At 64.1% G+C, this 18,045-nt stretch carries 11 protein-coding genes; 9 read left to right on the top strand and 2 right to left on the bottom strand.

What is annotated here, in order from left to right:
• Positions 1-2 precede the first annotated feature (2 nt).
• The 7 genes from AZKH_RS20925 (at position 3) to AZKH_RS20895 (ending at position 11,956) form a co-directional block, all read left to right on the top strand.
• Positions 3-509 (top strand): pilus assembly protein PilP, encoded by a 507-nt coding sequence (locus tag AZKH_RS20925; protein ID WP_015437797.1) that lies wholly within the window; start codon positions 3-5, stop codon positions 507-509.
• Positions 506-2,668 (top strand): type IV pilus secretin PilQ, encoded by a 2,163-nt coding sequence (pilQ, locus tag AZKH_RS20920; RefSeq protein WP_015437796.1) that lies wholly within the window; start codon positions 506-508, stop codon positions 2,666-2,668. The genes AZKH_RS20925 and pilQ overlap by 4 nt, the downstream gene beginning before the upstream one ends.
• A 60-nt stretch (positions 2,669-2,728) precedes the next feature.
• Complete coding sequence (locus tag AZKH_RS20915; RefSeq protein ID WP_156822143.1) at positions 2,729-3,274, top strand: shikimate kinase; 546 nt, start codon at positions 2,729-2,731, stop codon at positions 3,272-3,274.
• Positions 3,246-4,328 carry a 3-dehydroquinate synthase gene (gene aroB, locus AZKH_RS20910; RefSeq protein ID WP_015437794.1) on the top strand — a complete coding sequence of 361 codons (1,083 nt, stop codon included), beginning with the start codon at positions 3,246-3,248 and terminating at the stop codon, positions 4,326-4,328. The genes AZKH_RS20915 and aroB overlap by 29 nt, the downstream gene beginning before the upstream one ends.
• Before the next feature lie 113 nt (positions 4,329-4,441).
• Complete coding sequence (locus tag AZKH_RS20905; protein ID WP_041656460.1) at positions 4,442-5,566, top strand: deoxyguanosinetriphosphate triphosphohydrolase; 1,125 nt, start codon at positions 4,442-4,444, stop codon at positions 5,564-5,566.
• A gap of 250 nt (positions 5,567-5,816) precedes the next feature.
• Positions 5,817-10,490 carry a glutamate synthase-related protein gene (locus AZKH_RS20900; RefSeq protein ID WP_015437792.1) on the top strand — a complete coding sequence of 1,558 codons (4,674 nt, stop codon included), beginning with the start codon at positions 5,817-5,819 and terminating at the stop codon, positions 10,488-10,490.
• Positions 10,491-10,492: 2 nt separating this feature from the next.
• Entirely contained in the window at positions 10,493-11,956 is a 1,464-nt protein-coding gene (locus AZKH_RS20895; RefSeq protein WP_015437791.1) for a glutamate synthase subunit beta, read from the top strand.
• Between the two features lie 72 nt (positions 11,957-12,028).
• Here the strand turns inward: AZKH_RS20895 and AZKH_RS20890 are convergent, their stop codons facing one another.
• Both AZKH_RS20890 and AZKH_RS20885 read right to left on the bottom strand, forming a co-directional pair.
• A complete protein-coding gene (locus AZKH_RS20890; RefSeq protein ID WP_015437790.1) occupies positions 12,029-13,219 on the bottom strand; it encodes an acetate/propionate family kinase in 1,191 nt (396 codons plus the stop codon).
• Entirely contained in the window at positions 13,216-14,628 is a 1,413-nt protein-coding gene (locus AZKH_RS20885) for a bifunctional enoyl-CoA hydratase/phosphate acetyltransferase (protein WP_015437789.1), read from the bottom strand. Before AZKH_RS20885 ends, AZKH_RS20890 begins: the two co-directional genes overlap by 4 nt.
• 192 nt (positions 14,629-14,820) lie before the next feature.
• On the opposite strand from AZKH_RS20885, the gene glmU reads away from it, so the two are divergent.
• Both glmU and glmS read left to right on the top strand, forming a co-directional pair.
• Entirely contained in the window at positions 14,821-16,179 is a 1,359-nt protein-coding gene (glmU, locus tag AZKH_RS20880) for a bifunctional UDP-N-acetylglucosamine diphosphorylase/glucosamine-1-phosphate N-acetyltransferase GlmU (protein WP_015437788.1), read from the top strand.
• A gap of 15 nt (positions 16,180-16,194) precedes the next feature.
• Positions 16,195-18,021 (top strand): glutamine--fructose-6-phosphate transaminase (isomerizing), encoded by a 1,827-nt coding sequence (gene glmS, locus AZKH_RS20875; RefSeq protein WP_015437787.1) that lies wholly within the window; start codon positions 16,195-16,197, stop codon positions 18,019-18,021.
• The last annotated feature ends 24 nt before the right edge of the window (positions 18,022-18,045 follow it).

Below are 18,045 nucleotides of genomic sequence, written 5' to 3'. Positions count from 1 at the left end.
TCATGAAGCGCCTTCTAATAATCATTTTTGCCCTCTTGCTTGGGGGCTGTTCAAGCGACCAGGGAGATATCGAGGCCTGGATGCATGAACAGGAAAAGGGGATGGCTGGCTCTGTGAAGCCCTTGCCCGAAATGAAACCATACGTGGCAGCCAAGTACGACGTCGCTTCGGGTTCGGATCCTTTCCAGGCATCCAGAATCGAGCCAGAAACCAAGACTGCCAGTCGAGGCGGTCCCGACCTTGATCGTCGCAGGGAACCGCTGGAGGCGTTTCCGCTCGAGTCCCTGCAATTGGTCGGCGTAATGACCCAGAACAAGAAAGTCCATGCGCTGGTGCGAGCGGACAAGAACCTGTATCAGATTCGCGTTGGAAATTACATGGGGCAAAACTTCGGTCTTGTGACCGCGATTTCGGATTCCGAAATCACCGTCAAGGAACTCGTCGAAGATTTGAACGGCGACTGGGTTGAGCGCAATAGCAAGTTGCAGTTGCAGGAGGCAAAGAAATGAGAAGCATAAGCTTGATTGCGCTGCTTTCGGCGGCGATGACCGTAATGGTCCCGGCCTCCGACGTGCTGGCGCAAAGCAGCGTTGTTGCAACGAAGGAAGCAAGCAACCGGATCGAGAGCCTCGAAGTGTCCCAGCGAGGGGGTACGGTCTACCTGAAGCTGACGCTCAAGGAGCCTCTTGCAAACCCGCCCGCCGGCTTCAGCGTCGCCAATCCGGCTCGCATTGCCTTTGATTTTCCCGGCACTGCGAACGGTCTCGGTCGTAGCCAGCAGGATATCGGCCAGGGCGATGTGCGCAGCGCGAACATTGTCCAGGCGGGGGATAGAACGCGTCTCGTCCTGAACATGACGCGAGTGTCGCCGTTCGAGTCGCGTATTGATGGTCGGGATGTAATCATCACGCTTGCGCCGGCAGGACGCGATGTTGCTGAGACCCAAGTATCCCAGGCCATGGCCAACTTTGCCGCACCCAAGTCCGCCGCGGCCGCCGGAGCGGGCAGCATTCGCGATATCAACTTCCGCCGCGGCAAGGACGGCGAAGGGCGTGTAGTCGTGCAGCTGGCGAATCCGGAAACGGGGATCGATATTCGGCAGCAAGGTGGGAATCTTGTCGTCGAATTCCTTAAGGCCTCTCTTCCCGAACATCTCCAGCGCCGTTCCGATGTAACGGACTTCGCAACGCCTGTGACTTCGTTTACGGCCCAGGCCCAAGGCGATAACGTGCGACTCGTGGTGACGCCGAACGGGAAGTGGGAGCACAACGCCTACCAAAGCGACTCGCAGTTCGTGCTGGAAGTGCGGCGCGTCGTCGAAGACCCGAACAAGCTCGTCCAGGGGGCGCGAGGCAAGTTCGGCGGAGAAAAGCTCTCGCTGAATTTCCAGAACATCGACGTGCGTTCGGTGCTCCAGGTCATCGCCGACTTCACCAACTTCAACATCATCACGAGCGATTCCGTCCAGGGCAACCTGACTCTGCGTCTGAAGGACGTGCCGTGGGACCAGGCGCTGGACATCATCCTCCAGTCGAAGGGCCTCGACATGCGCAAGTCGGGCAATGTGATCTGGATTGCGCCGGCCGAGGAATTGGCGACACGCGAAAAGCTGCAACTCGAAGCGAAGGCTCAGATCGGTGATCTTGAGCCCCTCCAGACCGAAAGCTTCCAGATCAACTACCACAGCGGGAAGGAAATCTTCGAGTTCCTCAAGAGCAAAGACCAGACGGTTCTGTCGAAGCGGGGCAGTGTCGTTGTGGACGAGCGCTCCAACCGTCTGTTCGTCACCGATGTCTCGACGCGCCTTGCTGCCGTGGCCAGCCTGATCAAGGAAATCGACATCGTGCCGCGTCAGGTGATGATCGAGGCGCGCGTCGTCGAGGCGAACAAGGACTTCGCGCGCGACCTCGGTGTGCGCCTCGGCTATGGAGCATCTGGTTCGATTAAGTTCGGTAAGGGCGGGAACATCGGGCTTGGTTCGAGTGAATTCGCCAGTGTGTCGAACGGACAAATCTCGACCGATACCAACACCATGCTCAATAGCACTGTCCATCGGATCGGCGAGTCGGCAACCAGCGGGACCGGGTTTTTGCCCACGCAACCCTATGGCGCGCTCAACCTCACGCTCTTCAATTCACGGCTGACGCGCTTCCTTAATCTTGAACTTGCAGCGCTTGAGTCGGATGGGCGGGGTCGTGTCGTATCTAGTCCTCGCATTCTCACTGCGAACCAAGTCGAGGCGACGATCAAACAGGGGCAGGAAATTCCGTACGTCTCGCCATCCAGCGGTACCGAGCCTCCGACGGTCAAATTCAAGGACGCAGTATTGATGCTGAAGGTGCGTCCGCAGATCACTCCGGACGGCCGGGTGCAACTGAAGGTGGAAGTGAGCAAAGACCGTGCAGACTTTGCAAACAAGGTGCTCGGCAATCCGCCAATCAACAAGAAGAGTGTGACAACCGAAGTTATGGTCGAAAATGGTGGTACTGTTGTCATCGGCGGTGTCTTCGAGGAAGAAGAGACCAATACTGTGGACCGCGTGCCAGTGCTTGGCGAGTTGCCGCTAATCGGAGCGCTATTCCGTTCGACAAACACAACTTCCTCGCGCCGCGAATTGCTCGTGTTCATCACCCCCAAGATCGTATCGGAGGCGCTGACCCTCAAGTGAGGCGCGCGCCGCCCCGCTTGAACTGCTGGTTGTATTCGGCGAAAAGTAACGGATGTTCGTTTGGTGTTAGTGATTCTGGTTGGCATGATGGGTGCCGGGAAGACCACGGTTGGCCGTGAGTATGCCCGGCGCCATCATTTGCGTTTTGTGGATTGTGACCACGAAATCGAGGCGCGCACGGGAGTCAAGGTCCCGACCATTTTCGAGATCGAGGGTGAGGCCGGGTTTCGTCGGCGTGAAAGCCAGCTGATCGACGAGTTGACCCAGGAGTCGGGGCTCGTTCTCGCCACCGGCGGCGGTGCGGTGTTGAATCCGGATAATCGCGCCATGATGTCCGAGCGCGGCATCGTGGTGTACCTGAACGTGCCGACCCAGATCCTTTGGGAGCGGACGCGGAACGACCGAAATCGTCCCCTGCTGCAGGTCGCGAATCCGCGTGAGCGGATCGAGACGCTCCACCGCGAGCGCGACCCCCTTTATCGGGCTGTTGCCGACGTGATCGTCGACGGGGGGCGCGGCAATCCTGGCGGGATGGTTCGCCTGATCGACAAGGCGATTGAAACTTGCAAGAAGACAAATGCGAACACTGAATGTCGCCCTCGGTAGCCGGTCCTACCCGATCCACATTGGTCAGGATCTCTTTGCTGACCCGTCGCTGATTCAGCCGTTCCTGAAGACTCGGCGGGTAGCGATCGTCACGAACGACGTGGTCGGTCCGCTCTACCTGAAGCGGTTGGAGGAGGCGCTCGATGCAGCGGACGTAAGCACTTCGGTCGCGGTGCTTCCCGACGGTGAAGCGCACAAGGACTGGCAGACCCTCAATCTGATCTTCGACAAGTTGCTCGCCGAACGCTGTGAGCGTTCGACAACCCTGATCGCATTGGGTGGCGGGGTGGTCGGAGACATGGCAGGGTTTGCCGCGGCGACCTATCAGCGCGGGATGCCGTTCATCCAGATCCCGACGACGCTGTTGTCGCAGGTCGATTCCTCGGTCGGAGGTAAGACTGCGATCAACCATCCGCTCGGCAAGAACATGATCGGCGCCTTCTACCAGCCGAAGCTGGTGCTCGCCGATATCCGGACGCTGGATACCTTGCCGGATCGGGAATTGCGGGCAGGGTTGGCCGAAGTGATCAAGTATGGCCTGATCCGCGATCCGGCGTTTTTCGAGTGGCTCGAAGGAAATCTGGAAAAGCTGCTGGAGCGGGACGCGGACGCGCTTGCTTTCGCCGTCGAGCGCTCGTGTGCGAACAAGGCTGAGGTCGTGGCCGCAGACGAGACCGAGCAGGGCGAGCGCGCTCTGTTGAATCTCGGGCACACCTTCGGTCATGCGATCGAGACCGGCATGGGCTACGGGAACTGGCTGCACGGCGAGGCGGTTGCGGCTGGAACGATGATGGCCGCTGAACTGTCACGTTTGCTGGGCTGGCTGTCCTCCGCCGACATCGCGCGCATCGAGGCTCTGTTTGGTCGTGCGGGACTCCCGGTGGTCGGTGCGAAGATGCCGGTGGAGCAGTACCTCGATCTCATGGCGCATGACAAGAAGGTCGAAGCCGGGAAGTTGAGGCTCGTGCTGTTGAGACAGATCGGACGTGCGGTCATTCATGGCAACTCGGCCGCTCCCATGATCGCCAGTGCGATTACGGCGCGTTGCGCGTGAGCATCTGAGCGGGCCCCCATTCGCGCAGGACTTGCCGGACGGAGTGGCGCGTGCACTGGCCAGCCAGCGTCGCACTTGAGCAGGCAGGGCATCTGAGTATGGGGGGGCCGGTAATGACTACATCCGCTGCCTGGGCCGTCAGCGAGACCAATTCGCGGGGGAGGCTTCACCCTGAACCGTCTCCCGGGATCAGGACCGAATTCCAGCGCGATCGCGACCGGATCGTCCATTCGACGGCCTTTCGGCGTCTCGAATACAAGACGCAGGTGTTCGTCAATCACGAGGGTGACCTGTTTCGCACGCGCCTGACGCACAGCATCGAAGTCGCGCAGATCTCCCGCGGGATCGCGCGCGCACTTGGCCTGAATGAAGACCTCGTCGAAGCCGTCGCGCTTGCGCATGATCTGGGTCACACGCCTTTCGGACATGCCGGCCAGGAGGCCCTCAACGGTTGCATGAAGGTCCATGGGGGATTCGAGCACAACCTGCAGTCCTTGCGGACGGTCGATCTCCTCGAGGAGCATTACGCCGCCTTCGACGGCCTGAACCTGTGCTACGAGACGCGTGAAGGCATCCTGAAGCACTGTTCCCGCGAGAACGCCGCTCAACTCGGTGAGCTCGGAAAGCGCTTTCTCGAAGGGACGCAGCCGTCGCTGGAGGCCCAGCTGACGAATCTCGCCGATGAGATCGCCTACAACAATCACGATGTGGACGACGGCCTGCGTTCCGGCTTCGTGTCGCTCGAGCAGCTCGACGATGTGGCGGTATTTCGCGAAGCGCGCCAGGAGGTGGAGGCGTTGTGGCCCGCTCTGGGCGGGCGGCGGCTGATCCATGAAACGATCCGGCGCATGATCAACGAGATGGCCCTGGACCTGATCGCGACGACGCGCGCGAACATCGTGGCGGCCGGCATCGAAACGCTGGCGGATGTCCATCGGGCGCCGCGTCTCGTCGCCTATTCCGAAGCGATGCAGCCCCGGCTGCGCGAGCTGAAGGCCTTCCTGCGGCACAACCTCTACCAGCACTATCAGGTGTTGCGAATGACGGACAAGGCGCGCCGGATCATCGACGACCTGTTCGGCGCCTTCATGAACGACCCTCGTCTGCTGCCGCCGCAGTACCAGTTGCGGGCAAAAACCGACACGCCGCGGGCGATCGCCGACTACATTGCGGGGATGACCGACCGCTACGCGATGAGGGAGCATCGGCGTCTCTTCGCGGTCGGTGAAATCTACTGAGGCATCATAGGCTTACCGCAGCGCAAAAAACTCTTGAATCGAGGGTTTTGCACGGGTATATTCTGAAATCCGCCCAAAAGGTAGCAATGGCCCTGCGCCCGCGCAACGGCCGAACAGAGCCGGAGCGCGTGCGCGCCCGGCTTTTTTTGACGCCCGCACAATCCTGGTGCGTCTTGAGCAAAGCGGCGCTCCCGTCGCCCGATCAACGCCGATGTGTGTCGGCAAACGTGTTGTGTCGAGGAAGAACGAGATGGATCTCCCCCAAAAGCAGGGTCTGTACGACCCGTCCAATGAACATGACGCCTGTGGGGTAGGCTTTGTCGCCCACATCAAGGGCGTCAAGAGTCATGACATCATCAGCCAGGGGCTTGAGATTCTGAAGAATCTCGACCACCGGGGCGCGGTCGGTGCCGATGAGCTCCAGGGCGATGGCGCCGGTCTGCTGATGCAGATTCCGGATGCCCTCTATCGCGAGGAGCTGGTCAAGCAGGGCATCAATCTGCCGCCGGCGGGCGAGTACGGGGTCGGCATGGTCTTCCTGCCGAAGGAGCATGCGTCGCGCCTGGCCTGTGAAGAGGAAATCGGCCGCGCGGTGCGCGCCGAGGGCCAAGTCGTGCTGGGATGGCGCGACGTGCCGGTGAGCCGCGAGATGCCGATGTCGCCCGCGGTCCGTGCGACCGAGCCGGTGATCCGCCAGGTCTTCATCGGCCGCGGTCCGGGCATCATGGTGACCGACGCGCTCGAGCGCAAGCTCTACATCATCCGTCGCCGTGCCGCAAACGCGATCAACGCGCTGCACCTGAAGCACGGCCGCGAGTTCTACATGGCGTCGATGTCGGCGCGCACGATCACCTACAAGGGCCTGCTGCTTGCGCCGCAGGTGGGCGAGTACTACCTGGACTTGGCCGACCCGCGGGCCGTCTCCGCGCTGGCCCTCGTGCACCAGCGTTTCTCGACGAACACCTTCCCGAAGTGGAACCTCGCGCATCCGTTCCGCTACATCGCCCACAACGGCGAAATCAACACGCTGCGCGGCAACTACAACTGGATGCGCGCCCGCGAGAAAGGCGTGTCCTCGCCGCTGCTCGGTGACGACCTCCAGAAGATCTGGCCGCTGATCTACCCCGGCCAGTCCGACTCGGCCGCCTTCGACAACGCGCTCGAATTGCTCGTGATGAGCGGCTATTCGCTCGCCCACGCGATGATGATGATGATCCCGGAAGCCTGGGAATCGCACACGCTGATGGACGAGAAGCGCCGCGCCTTCTACGAATACCATGCCGCGATGATGGAACCGTGGGACGGCCCCGCTGCGGTGGCCTTCACCGACGGTCGCCAGATCGGCGCGACGCTCGACCGTAACGGCCTGCGCCCGGCCCGCTACATTGTCACCGACGACGACCTCGTCGTGATGGCGTCTGAATCCGGCGTGCTGCCGATCCCCGACAGCAAGATCGTCAAGAAGTGGCGTCTGCAGCCGGGCAAGATGTTCATGATCGACATGGACCAGGGTCGCATCATCGACGACCGCGAGCTGAAGGAATCGCTCGCGACGGCGAAGCCCTACCGCGAGTGGATCCGCCGCATCAACATCAAGTTCGATGAACTGTCGGCGCCGGTCGATGCCGACTACGTCGAGCCTTCCTCGTCGCTGCTCGACCGTCAGCAGGCCTTCGGCTACACGCAGGAAGACATCAAGTTCATCCTCGAGCCGATGGGCAAGGCCGGCGAGGAAGCGACCGGCTCGATGGGCAACGACTCGCCGCTCGCCGTGCTGTCGGGCAAGGAAAAGCCGCTCTACAACTACTTCCGCCAGCTCTTTGCGCAGGTCACGAACCCGCCGATCGACCCGATCCGCGAACAGCTCGTGATGTCGCTCGTGTCCTTCATCGGGCCGCGTCCGAACCTGCTCGAGATCAACGAGATCAACCCCCCGTACCGCCTGGAAGTGACCCAGCCGGTGCTGGACTTCGCCGACATGGCGAAGATCCGCAACATCGCGCGTTATGCCGACAGCCGCTTCCGCTCGGCCGAACTGGATGCCTGCTACCCGGTGTCCTGGGGCAAGGAAGGCGTCGAGGCACGCCTGGCGACGCTGTGCGCGGAAGCCGAGGACGCGGTGCTGCAGGGCTACAACATCCTGATCGTGTCCGACCGCAAGGTCGATGCCGACAACGTCGCGATCCCGGCACTGCTGGCGACCTCGGCCGTGCATCAGCACTTGGTGTCGAAGGGCTTGCGCACGCGTGCCGGTCTCGTCGTCGAGACGGGTACGGCGCGCGAAGTGCATCACTTCGCGGTGCTCGCCGGCTACGGCGCCGAAGCGGTCCATCCCTACCTCGCGATGGAAACGCTGCATGAGCTCTCCGGTGGCGGCGAAGCCGGCGAGAAGGCCGTCAAGCACTTCGTCAAGGCGATCGGCAAGGGTCTGATGAAGGTCATGTCCAAGATGGGCATCTCGACCTACATGTCCTACATGGGCGCGCAGATCTTCGAAGCGGTCGGCCTCAAGCAGGCGCTGTGCGACAAGTACTTCACCGGCACGACCAGCCAGGTCGAGGGCCTCAGCGTGTTCGACGTGATGGAAGAAGCCATCCGTCTGCACCGCAAGGCTTTCAGCAACGATCCGGTGCTGGTCGACATGCTCGATGCGGGCGGCGAGTACGCCTACCGCGTGCGTGGCGACGAGCACATGTGGACGCCGGACGCGATCGCGAAGCTGCAGCATGCGACGCGTTCGGGCAAGGCCGACACCTACAAGGAATACGCGAAGCTGATCAACGACCAGACCAAGCGCCACATGACGCTGCGCGGTCTGTTCGAGATCAAGCTCGCCGGTCCCCCGGTCCCGCTCGACGAAGTCGAGCCGGCGAAGGAGATCGTGAAGCGTTTTGCAACCGGCGCGATGTCGCTCGGCTCGATTTCGACCGAGGCGCATACGACGCTCGCCGTCGCGATGAACCGCATCGGCGGCAAGTCGAACACCGGCGAAGGCGGCGAGGACCCGATGCGCTTCAAGCCGATCACGCAGGCGATCCGCCTGTCGCAGATCGTCGGCGAGAACCGCATCGCGCGCGACCTCGATCTGAAGGCGGGCGACAGCCTGCGTTCGGCGATCAAGCAGGTGGCGTCGGGCCGCTTCGGCGTCACGACCGAGTACCTGGTCAACGCCGACCAGATCCAGATCAAGATGGCGCAGGGCGCGAAGCCCGGCGAGGGCGGCCAGCTGCCCGGCCACAAGGTGTCGGAATACATCGGCTTCCTGCGTCACTCGGTGCCGGGCGTCGGCCTGATCTCGCCGCCGCCGCACCACGACATCTACTCGATCGAGGACCTGGCGCAGCTGATCCACGACCTCAAGAACGCCAACCCGGTCGCGTCGATCTCGGTCAAGCTGGTGTCGGAAATCGGCGTCGGCACAGTTGCCGCGGGCGTCGCGAAGGCGAAGGCCGATCACGTCGTGATCGCCGGCCACGACGGCGGCACCGGGGCTTCGCCGTGGTCGTCGATCAAGCATGCCGGCAGCCCGTGGGAACTGGGTCTTGCCGAGACACAGCAGACCCTGGCGCTGAATAACCTGCGCGGCCGCATCCGCGTGCAGGTCGACGGCCAGATGAAGACCGGCCGCGACGTCGTGATCGGCGCGCTGCTCGGCGCCGACGAGTTCGGCTTCGCGACCGCTCCGCTGGTCGTCGAAGGCTGCATCATGATGCGCAAGTGCCACCTCAACACCTGCCCGGTCGGGGTCGCGACCCAGGATCCTGAGCTGCGCAAGCGCTTCACCGGCCAGCCCGAGCACGTCGTGAATTATTTCTTCTTCGTTGCCGAGGAAGTGCGCGAGCTGATGGCGCAGATGGGTATCCGCAAGTTCGAGGACCTGATCGGTCGTCCGGAACTGCTCGACATGAAGAAGGGCATCGAGCATTGGAAGGCGCGCGGTCTCGACTACAGCCGCATCTTCCACCGCCCGGCGGTGGCAGCCAACCTCCCGCGCCATCACGTCGCGACGCAGGACCATGGCCTCGAGAAGGCGCTCGACAACCAGCTCATCGACCTGGCGAAGCCGGCGCTGGAGCGCGGCGAGGCGGTCCGTATCGATCTGCCGGTGCGCAACATCAACCGTACCGTCGGCGCGATGCTGTCGGGCGCGGTCGCCGGCAAGTACGGCCATGCCGGCCTGCCGGACGACACGATCCACGTCACACTGAACGGCACGGCCGGCCAGAGCTTCGCGGCCTTCCTGGCGCGCGGCGTGACGATGGAACTCGTCGGCGAAGGCAACGACTACGTCGGCAAGGGCTTGTCGGGCGGCCGCGTGATCGTGCGCCCGCAAGCGGCGTTCCGTGGCCAGACCACCGAAAATATCATCATCGGCAACACCGTGCTGTACGGTGCGATCGAGGGTGAAGCGTACTTCGCCGGCGTCGCAGGCGAGCGCTTCGCGGTGCGTAACTCGGGTGCGACGGCGGTCGTCGAGGGCGTGGGCGACCACGGCTGCGAGTACATGACGGGCGGCACGATCGTCGTGCTGGGCCAGACCGGGCGCAACTTCGCGGCCGGCATGTCGGGCGGCGTGGCCTACGTGTTCGACGAGGACGGCAGCTTCGACAAGCGTTGCAACATGGCGCAGGTCGCGCTGGAGCCCCTGCCCGACGAAATCGAGGCGCGCAAGGGCTCCGAGTCCGGCGACGAGCTGGAGTGGCCGGAGCGTGTCGACATCAACCATCTCGAGATGGGCGACGAGCTCATCCTGAAGGGGCTGATCGAACGTCACCTGCGCTACACGGGCAGCACGCGTGCCCGCGAGATCATCGAGAACTGGAGCACCTGGCGCACGAAGTTCGTCAAGGTGATGCCGCATGAATACCGTCGCGCGCTGGCCGAGCTGGCTGCGCTGAAGCAGAAGCAACTGGAGGCCGCATAAAAATGGGCAAGCCCACTGGATTTCTTGAGTACCAGCGTCTGTCGGAGGCCTATGCGCCGGTCGCGGAGCGTCTCAAGACTTACAAGGAGTTCGTGCTGCGCCTGACCGACGAGCAGGCGGCGGTGCAGGGGGCGCGCTGCATGGATTGCGGCATTCCCTTCTGCAACAACGGTTGCCCGGTCAACAACATCATTCCTGACTGGAATGATCTGGTGTTCCGCGGCCAGTGGCGTCAAGCGCTCGACACGCTGCATTCGACGAACAACTTCCCGGAGTTCACGGGCCGCATCTGTCCGGCCCCATGTGAAGCGGCCTGCACGCTGAACATCAACTCGGACGCTGTGGGCATCAAGTCGATCGAGCACGCGATCATCGATAAGGCCTGGGAAGAAGGCTGGGTCCAGCCGCGCCCGTCGGCGACGAAGACCGGCAAGAAGGTCGCGGTAGTGGGCTCCGGTCCCGCGGGTCTCGCCACGGCGCAACAGCTCGCGCGCGCCGGCCATGATGTGACCGTGTTCGAGAAGAGCAGCCGCATCGGTGGCCTGCTGCGCTATGGCATCCCCGACTTCAAGATGGAGAAGGGGCTGATCGATCGCCGTGTCGCTCAGATGGAAGCCGAAGGGGTGAGTTTCCGCACCAGCGTGCTGGTGGGCTCGGAAACGGTGCCGGCCGGCATCGTCAACGACGCGAAGGAATTCGTCAGTGCCGAAGCGCTGAAGAAGGAATTCGACGCGGTCGTCCTCGCGGCCGGTTCGGAAGTGCCGCGCGACCTGCCTGTGCCGGGGCGCGAGCTCGCGGGTGTGCATTTCGCGCTGGAATTCCTGATTCCGCAGAACAAGGCGGTGGCCGGCGACGGCCCGAACCCGATCTCGGCCGAAGGCAAGCACGTCGTCGTGATCGGCGGCGGCGACACGGGTTCGGACTGTGTCGGTACGTCGAACCGCCATGGCGCGGTCAACGTGACCCAGTTCGAGTTGCTGCCGATGCCGCCCGAGCAGGAGAACAAGTCGCTGACTTGGCCGTACTGGCCGGTGAAGCTCCGCACCTCGTCCTCGCACGAGGAAGGCTGCGAGCGCGACTTCGCCGTTGCGACGAAGGAGTTCATTGGCGATAACGGCAAGGTCAAGGCGCTGAAGGCGGTCCGCCTCGAGTGGAAGGACGGCAAGATGGTCGAAGTGCCGGGCTCGGAGTTCGAAGTGAAGGCCGATCTGGTGCTGTTCGCGATGGGCTTCACGAATCCGCTCGGCAGCCTGCTGGACGCATTCGGCGTCACGAAGGATGCGCGCGGCAACGCGAAGGCGACGACCGACGGTGCCGGCTGCTACGCGACGAGCGCCGAGAAGGTCTTTGCAGCGGGCGACGTGCGTCGTGGCCAGTCGCTGGTCGTGTGGGCGATCCGCGAGGGTCGTCAGTGCGCCCGCGAGGTTGATCAGTTCCTGATGGGTTCGACGGTCCTGCCGCGCTGAGCGTTTCAGGCTACCGCTGAGGTAAGAAGGGCGACCCGTGGGTCGCCCTTTTTGTTGCTGCCGGCTGACGGATCAGGCGGCGTGTGCGAGCAGATCCACGGTGTAGCGGGCGATCATGCCTTCCTCGTTGGTCGGCACGACGGCCACCGCGACGCGGCTCTGCGGCGTGTCGATGCGCTGGGCGTGGCGGGCGTTGGCTTCGGTGTCGATCTCGATCCCGAGCCAGGCCGACAGCTCGGCGACGCGCTGGCGTACTTCGGCGGCGTGTTCGCCGATGCCGCCGGTGAAGACCAGTGCGTCGAGGCCGCCCGCCGCTGCGGCGAGGGAGCCGATCTCGCGAGCGATGCGATAGCAGAAGAGTTCCACTGCCTCGCGCGCTTCCCGCGCATCCGACGCGAGCAGCGTGCGCATGTCCTGGCTGATGCCTGAGACGCCGAGCAGGCCGGACTGCTTGTACAGCAGGTTCGTCAGCGCCTTGGCGTCCATGCCTTTCTGCTCCATCAGATACAGGAGCACGCCGGGATCGAGGCTGCCGGTACGCGTGCCCATCATCAGGCCCTCGACGGCGGTGAAGCCCATCGTCGAGGCGACGCTCTTGCCGTCGCGCAGCGCGCACATCGATGCACCGTTGCCGAGGTGGGCGATCAGCACTGCACCGCGCGCCCGTTCATGGACGACGTCAGGCAACTGGCGCGCGACATAGTCGTAGGACAGGCCGTGAAAACCGTAGCGCTTCACCCCTTCCGCACTGATCGCGCGCGGCAGCGCAAAGGCTTGTGCGACCGCGGGCTGGGTGCGGTGGAAGGCGGTGTCGAAGCAGCCGACCTGAGGGATCTCGGGCAGCAGCGCCGCCACGGCGCGAACCGCGCGCAGGTTGTGGGGCTGATGCAGCGGCGCGAGCGGAATGAAGCTGTCGAGGTCGCGCAGCACCGATTCGTTGAGCAGAACGGGCGCACTGTGGAGTTCGCCGCCGTGCACGATGCGGTGGCCGGCCGCGACGATGTCGAGGTTCGGATTGTGACTGCTGAGCCAACGGAAGAGGTGGTTCAGCGAGTCGCGGTGCTGTTCGCTCTGGCTGCCGGCCGTGATCACGGGTTCGTCGTAGCGCTCGCCGCTGGCATCCTTCGCGCTGAGATGAGGCGTGGCGCCGATGCCTTCGATCTGCCCCGACAGCGGGGCGCTCGTCGCGAGTTCGGGTTCGGTCGGAAACAGCGCGAACTTGAGACTGCTCGAGCCCGCGTTGATGACGAGGACAGCCTTCATACGAGTTTCGCCTCGCGCTTCTTGTGGGCCATCAGCTGCGCGATGGCGCAGGAGGCGGCGCGGGTTTCGGCGGTGTCGGCGCGGCTGGTGAGCACGATGGGTACGCGTGCGCCGAGCACGACGCCGGCCATCAGGGCATTGGCGAGGTATTCGAGCTGCTTGGCGACCATGTTGCCGGATTCGAGGTCGGGCACGACGAGAATGTCGGCGTTGCCGGCGACCGCGGAGCGGATGCCCTTGGTCTTGGCGGCGACGAGCGAGACGGCGTTGTCGAAGGCAAGCGGGCCATCGAGCAGACCGCCCTTGATCTGGCCCCGGTCGGCCATCTTGCACAGCGCGGCGGCGTCGATGGTCGAGCGGATCTTGGAGGTGACGGTCTCGACGGCCGACAGGATCGCGACCTTCGGTTCGGGCAGGCCGAGCACGTGGGCGAGGTCGATCGCGTTCTGGATGATGTCGACCTTGTCCTCGAGCGTCGGCTCGATGTTGATCGCGGCGTCGGTGATCAGCAGCGGATGCGGGTAGGTCGGCACGTCGGCCATGAACACATGGCTGATGCGGCGCGAGGTGCGCAGGCCGCCGACCTTGGAGATGACCGCGCTCATCAGTTCGTCGGTGTGCAGCGAACCTTTCATCAGCGCCTCGACGACGCCATCGCGGGCGAGCGCGACGGCCGTTTCGGCGGCTTCATGACTGTGCGCGACGTCGACGATGCGGAAACCGTGCAGATCGATGTTGTTTTGTTCCGCCACGGCGCGGATCTTGGCCTCGGGGCCGACGAGCACAGGAATGACGAGGCCGGCTTCGGCCGCCTGGATCGGACCGCGCAGCGATTCGACGTCGCAGGGGTGGGCGACGGCGATCGGGATCGGCGCCTTGCCCGAAGTGATCGACAGCAGGTGGCCGTAGCGCAGCTCGCGATCGGAAATCGTCACTTCGGGGAGGTGGATGCGCGCGCGCTTGATCTTTTCGGTCGGTGCCTGGACTTCGGCGATGCCGTCGATGACCTTCAGCCCGTCCTGATTGACGGCGAGGCAGTCGAACAGGATGTGATGATTGTGCTCGAATTTTTCGCGGCAGGTGACGGTGATCGTCAGCGTGTCGCCGATGGTGATCGGGCGGTGAAAATTCAGGCCTTGCGACACATACACGGTGCCGGGGCCGGGGAATTCGGTGCCGAGGACGGTCGAGATCAGCGTGCTGCCCCACATGCTGTGGCCGACGACTTCGCGGAACTGGCTGGAGCGGGCGTATTCGGTGTCCACGTGGGTCGGGTTGACGTCGCCCGACATCACGGCGAAGAGATGGATGTCGTCCGGCCGCAGCGTACGAAGTAGCTGGGCATGGTCGCCCACCTGGATTTCGTCGAAGACGCGGTTCTCGATGAATTGATTGACGGCATGGTCCATGATGGGTCTCGCCTGGTTGCGTTGCAAAATCGCCATTTTAGCTGTGGGTATTGGGTTTTCGGTTGTCGGAACGCAAACTTGTGTGCATTGCCGCAAGCGAAAGTTGTTTCATTGTCGGTGACGGGCGGGCCGGCGGGTGCAACGGAGGCGCATGCTAGAATCGGCGCCGAATTCATACCGTACAGGACCCCCATGGAAGTCGTCATTCTCGCCGCCGGGCAGGGCAAACGCATGCGTTCGGTGTTGCCGAAGGTGCTCCAGCCGATTGCCGGCCGCCCGATGCTTGGACATGTCGTCGCGACGGCTCGTGCGCTGCAGGCCTCGCGCATCTGCGTGGTGTACGGACATGGCGGAGAGGCGGTGCGGGCGCGCTTCGGCGACGAAGAGGTCGCGTGGGCCTTGCAGGAGCCGCAGCTCGGCACCGGGCACGCAGTGCAGCAGGCGCTGCCGCATCTGAGCGACGGCGAGACGGCACTCGTGCTCTACGGCGACGTGCCGCTGATTGGCGCGGCGACCTTGAGACGGCTGCAGGATGCGGCCGGGAACGGGCGTCTTGCGCTGCTGACGGTGGAGCTCGCCGACCCGACGGGCTACGGGCGGATCCTGCGAAATGCCGACGGGAAGGTCGTGCGCATCGTCGAGCAGAAGGACGCGAGCGCCGAGGAGCGCCGCGTGCGCGAGGTCAATACCGGCATCCTCGTCGCACCCGTCGCACGCCTGCGCGACTGGCTGGGCCGGATCGGCAACGACAACGCGCAGGCCGAGTACTACCTCACGGACATCATCGGGCTTGCCGTGGCCGACGGTGTCGAAGTTGTCACAGTACAGCCGGACGCAGTGTGGGAGACTCTCGGGGTCAATAGCAAGCCGCAGCTCGCGGAACTCGAGCGCATCCACCAGCGCAATCTCGCGCTGCGGCTGATGGAGGAGGGCGTGACGGTGATCGATCCGGCGCGCATCGACGTGCGCGGCGAGCTAGCGTGCGGCCGCGACGTCGAGATCGACGTCAATTGCGTGTTCGAAGGGCGCGTCGAGCTCGCCGACGACGTGCGGATCGGCGCGAACTGCGTGGTCCGCAATGCGCGCATCGGCGCCGGCACCCGGCTTGCCCCCTTCTCGCACGTGGAAGATACGGTGACCGGACGCGAATGCGTCATCGGCCCCTACGCACGCACCCGCCCCGGCACGACCCTGGGCGACGGCGTGCATCTGGGCAACTTCGTCGAGGTCAAGAACAGCGCGATCGCCGACCATTCGAAGGCGAACCACCTCGCCTACGTCGGCGACGCCGATGTCGGTCAGCGCGTCAATATCGGCGCCGGCACGATCACCTGCAACTACGACGGCGCGAACAAGTTCCGCACCGTGATCGAGGACGACGTCTTCATCGGCTCGGACACCCAGCTCGTCGCGCCGGTGCGCGTGGGGCGCGGGGCGACGCTCGGTGCGGGCACGACGCTGACGAAGGATGCGCCGCCGGAGCAGCTCACGGTGTCGCGGGCGCGTCAGCTCAGCATTGCCGGCTGGAAGCGGCCGGTGAAGAAGAAGTAAGTCGGAGAGAACATCATGTGTGGCATCGTCACTGCGATCGCGAAGGACAACGTCGTTTCGGTTCTCCTCGAAGGTCTGCGCAAACTGGAATACCGCGGCTATGACTCGGCCGGCATCGCGGTGCTGAACGGCGGCCTGCAACGCGTGCGCTCGACCGGGCGCGTGGCGGAGCTCGCGGCGCTGGCGGCGTCGAAGGAGTTGTCGGCGAACATCGGCATCGCCCACACCCGCTGGGCGACGCATGGCGTGCCCTCCGAGCGCAACGCGCATCCGCACGTCTCGGGCGGCCTCGCCGTGGTGCATAACGGCATCATCGAGAATTTCAGTGCGATCAAGGAGCGGCTGATTGCGCGCGGCTACGAGTTCGTGTCCGAAACCGATACCGAGGTGATCGCCCACCTGATCCACAGCAAGCTCAAGACCGAGCCGGATCTCTTCACGGCAGTGCGGCTTGCGGCCAACGAGCTGGTCGGCGCGTACGCGATCGGCGTTATCTGCGAGACGGATCCCTCGCGCCTGATCGTTTCGCGGCACGGTGCGCCGCTGCTGCTGGGCGTTGGCGAGGACGGCATGTATGCCGCGTCCGACACTGCCGCGCTGCTGCAGGTGACGCGCAAGGTGATCTACCTGGAAGAGGGCGACGTCGCCGAGTTGCGGCTCGACGGCTATCGCATCGTGCGGCCCGACGGCACGCCGGTCGAGCGCGCGATCAACGTGTCCAGCCTGTCGGCGGACGCGGTCGAGCTCGGCCAGTACCGTCATTACATGCAGAAGGAAATCTTCGAGCAGCCGCAGGCGCTGGCGAACACGCTCGAAATCATCGCTGGCGGTGGGTCAATATCGCCGCAGCTTTTCGGCAGCCAGGCGGCGCAAGTGCTCGACGGCGTAAAGAACGTGCTCGTGATCGCGTGCGGCACGAGCTATCACGCGGGCTTGGTCGCCCGCTACTGGATCGAGTCGGTCGCGCGTGTGCCTTGCACGGTCGAGATTGCGAGCGAATACCGCTACCGCGACTCGGTGGCCGATCCGGACACGCTGGTCGTCGTCATTTCGCAATCGGGCGAGACGGCCGATACGCTGGCGGCGCTCAAATACGCCCGCGAGCGGGGCATGACGCGGACGCTCGCGATCTGCAACGTGCCCGAATCCGCGATCGTGCGTGAGGCGGCGCTGCGTTTCATCACGCGCGCGGGCCCCGAGATCGGCGTGGCGTCGACCAAGGCCTTCACGACCCAGCTTGCGGCGCTGGCGCTGCTGACGCTCGCGCTGGCGAAGCTCTTCGGCCGCCTGTCGGAAGCCGACGAGGCGAAGCACCTGACCGCGCTGCGTCACCTGCCGGTCGCGGTGAAGAAGGTGCTCGCCCTCGAGCCCGAGATCGAGCGTTGGGCGCAGCGATTCGCCGCGAAGCAGCACGCGCTCTTCCTCGGGCGCGGCCAGCACTGGCCGATCGCGATGGAAGGCGCGCTGAAGTTGAAGGAAATCTCCTACATCCACGCCGAGGCCTACGCCGCGGGTGAGCTCAAGCACGGCCCGCTGGCGCTCGTCGACCGCGAGATGCCGGTGATCGCCGTTGCGCCCGCCGACGAGTTGCTCGAAAAGCTGAAGTCGAACCTGCAGGAAGTGCGGGCGCGCGGCGGCGAGCTGTATGTCTTCGCCGACGCCGGCAGCGAGATTCCGGAGTCCGAGGGCGTGCATATCCTGCAGCTGCCCGAGCACTACGGCATGTTGTCGCCGGTGCTGCACGTCGTGCCGCTGCAGCTGCTGTCCTACCACGCAGCGCTCGTGAAGGGGACCGACGTCGACAAGCCGCGTAACCTGGCCAAATCGGTCACCGTGGAGTAACCGCAAGGCCGCTGCGCAAATTAT

The organism is Azoarcus sp. KH32C (genome assembly GCF_000349945.1).
Classification (GTDB): Bacteria; Pseudomonadota; Gammaproteobacteria; order Burkholderiales; family Rhodocyclaceae; genus Aromatoleum.
This window is presented reverse-complemented; position numbering and strand designations above follow the sequence as displayed.

What these genes read in the sequence shown, in the direction of transcription:
- glmS (WP_015437787.1), top strand. Translation starts at nt 16,195, where the DNA reads ATGTGTGGCATCGTCACTGCGATCGCGAAGGACAACGTCGTTTCGGTT.
- AZKH_RS20905 (WP_041656460.1), top strand. Translation starts at nt 4,442, where the DNA reads ATGACTACATCCGCTGCCTGGGCCGTCAGCGAGACCAATTCGCGGGGG.
- AZKH_RS20890 (WP_015437790.1), bottom strand. Translation starts at nt 13,219, where the DNA reads ATGAAGGCTGTCCTCGTCATCAACGCGGGCTCGAGCAGTCTCAAGTTC.
- pilQ (WP_015437796.1), top strand. Translation starts at nt 506, where the DNA reads ATGAGAAGCATAAGCTTGATTGCGCTGCTTTCGGCGGCGATGACCGTA.
- AZKH_RS20925 (WP_015437797.1), top strand. Translation starts at nt 3, where the DNA reads ATGAAGCGCCTTCTAATAATCATTTTTGCCCTCTTGCTTGGGGGCTGT.
- AZKH_RS20895 (WP_015437791.1), top strand. Translation starts at nt 10,493, where the DNA reads ATGGGCAAGCCCACTGGATTTCTTGAGTACCAGCGTCTGTCGGAGGCC.
- aroB (WP_015437794.1), top strand. Translation starts at nt 3,246, where the DNA reads ATGCGAACACTGAATGTCGCCCTCGGTAGCCGGTCCTACCCGATCCAC.
- AZKH_RS20900 (WP_015437792.1), top strand. Translation starts at nt 5,817, where the DNA reads ATGGATCTCCCCCAAAAGCAGGGTCTGTACGACCCGTCCAATGAACAT.
- AZKH_RS20885 (WP_015437789.1), bottom strand. Translation starts at nt 14,628, where the DNA reads ATGGACCATGCCGTCAATCAATTCATCGAGAACCGCGTCTTCGACGAA.
- glmU (WP_015437788.1), top strand. Translation starts at nt 14,821, where the DNA reads ATGGAAGTCGTCATTCTCGCCGCCGGGCAGGGCAAACGCATGCGTTCG.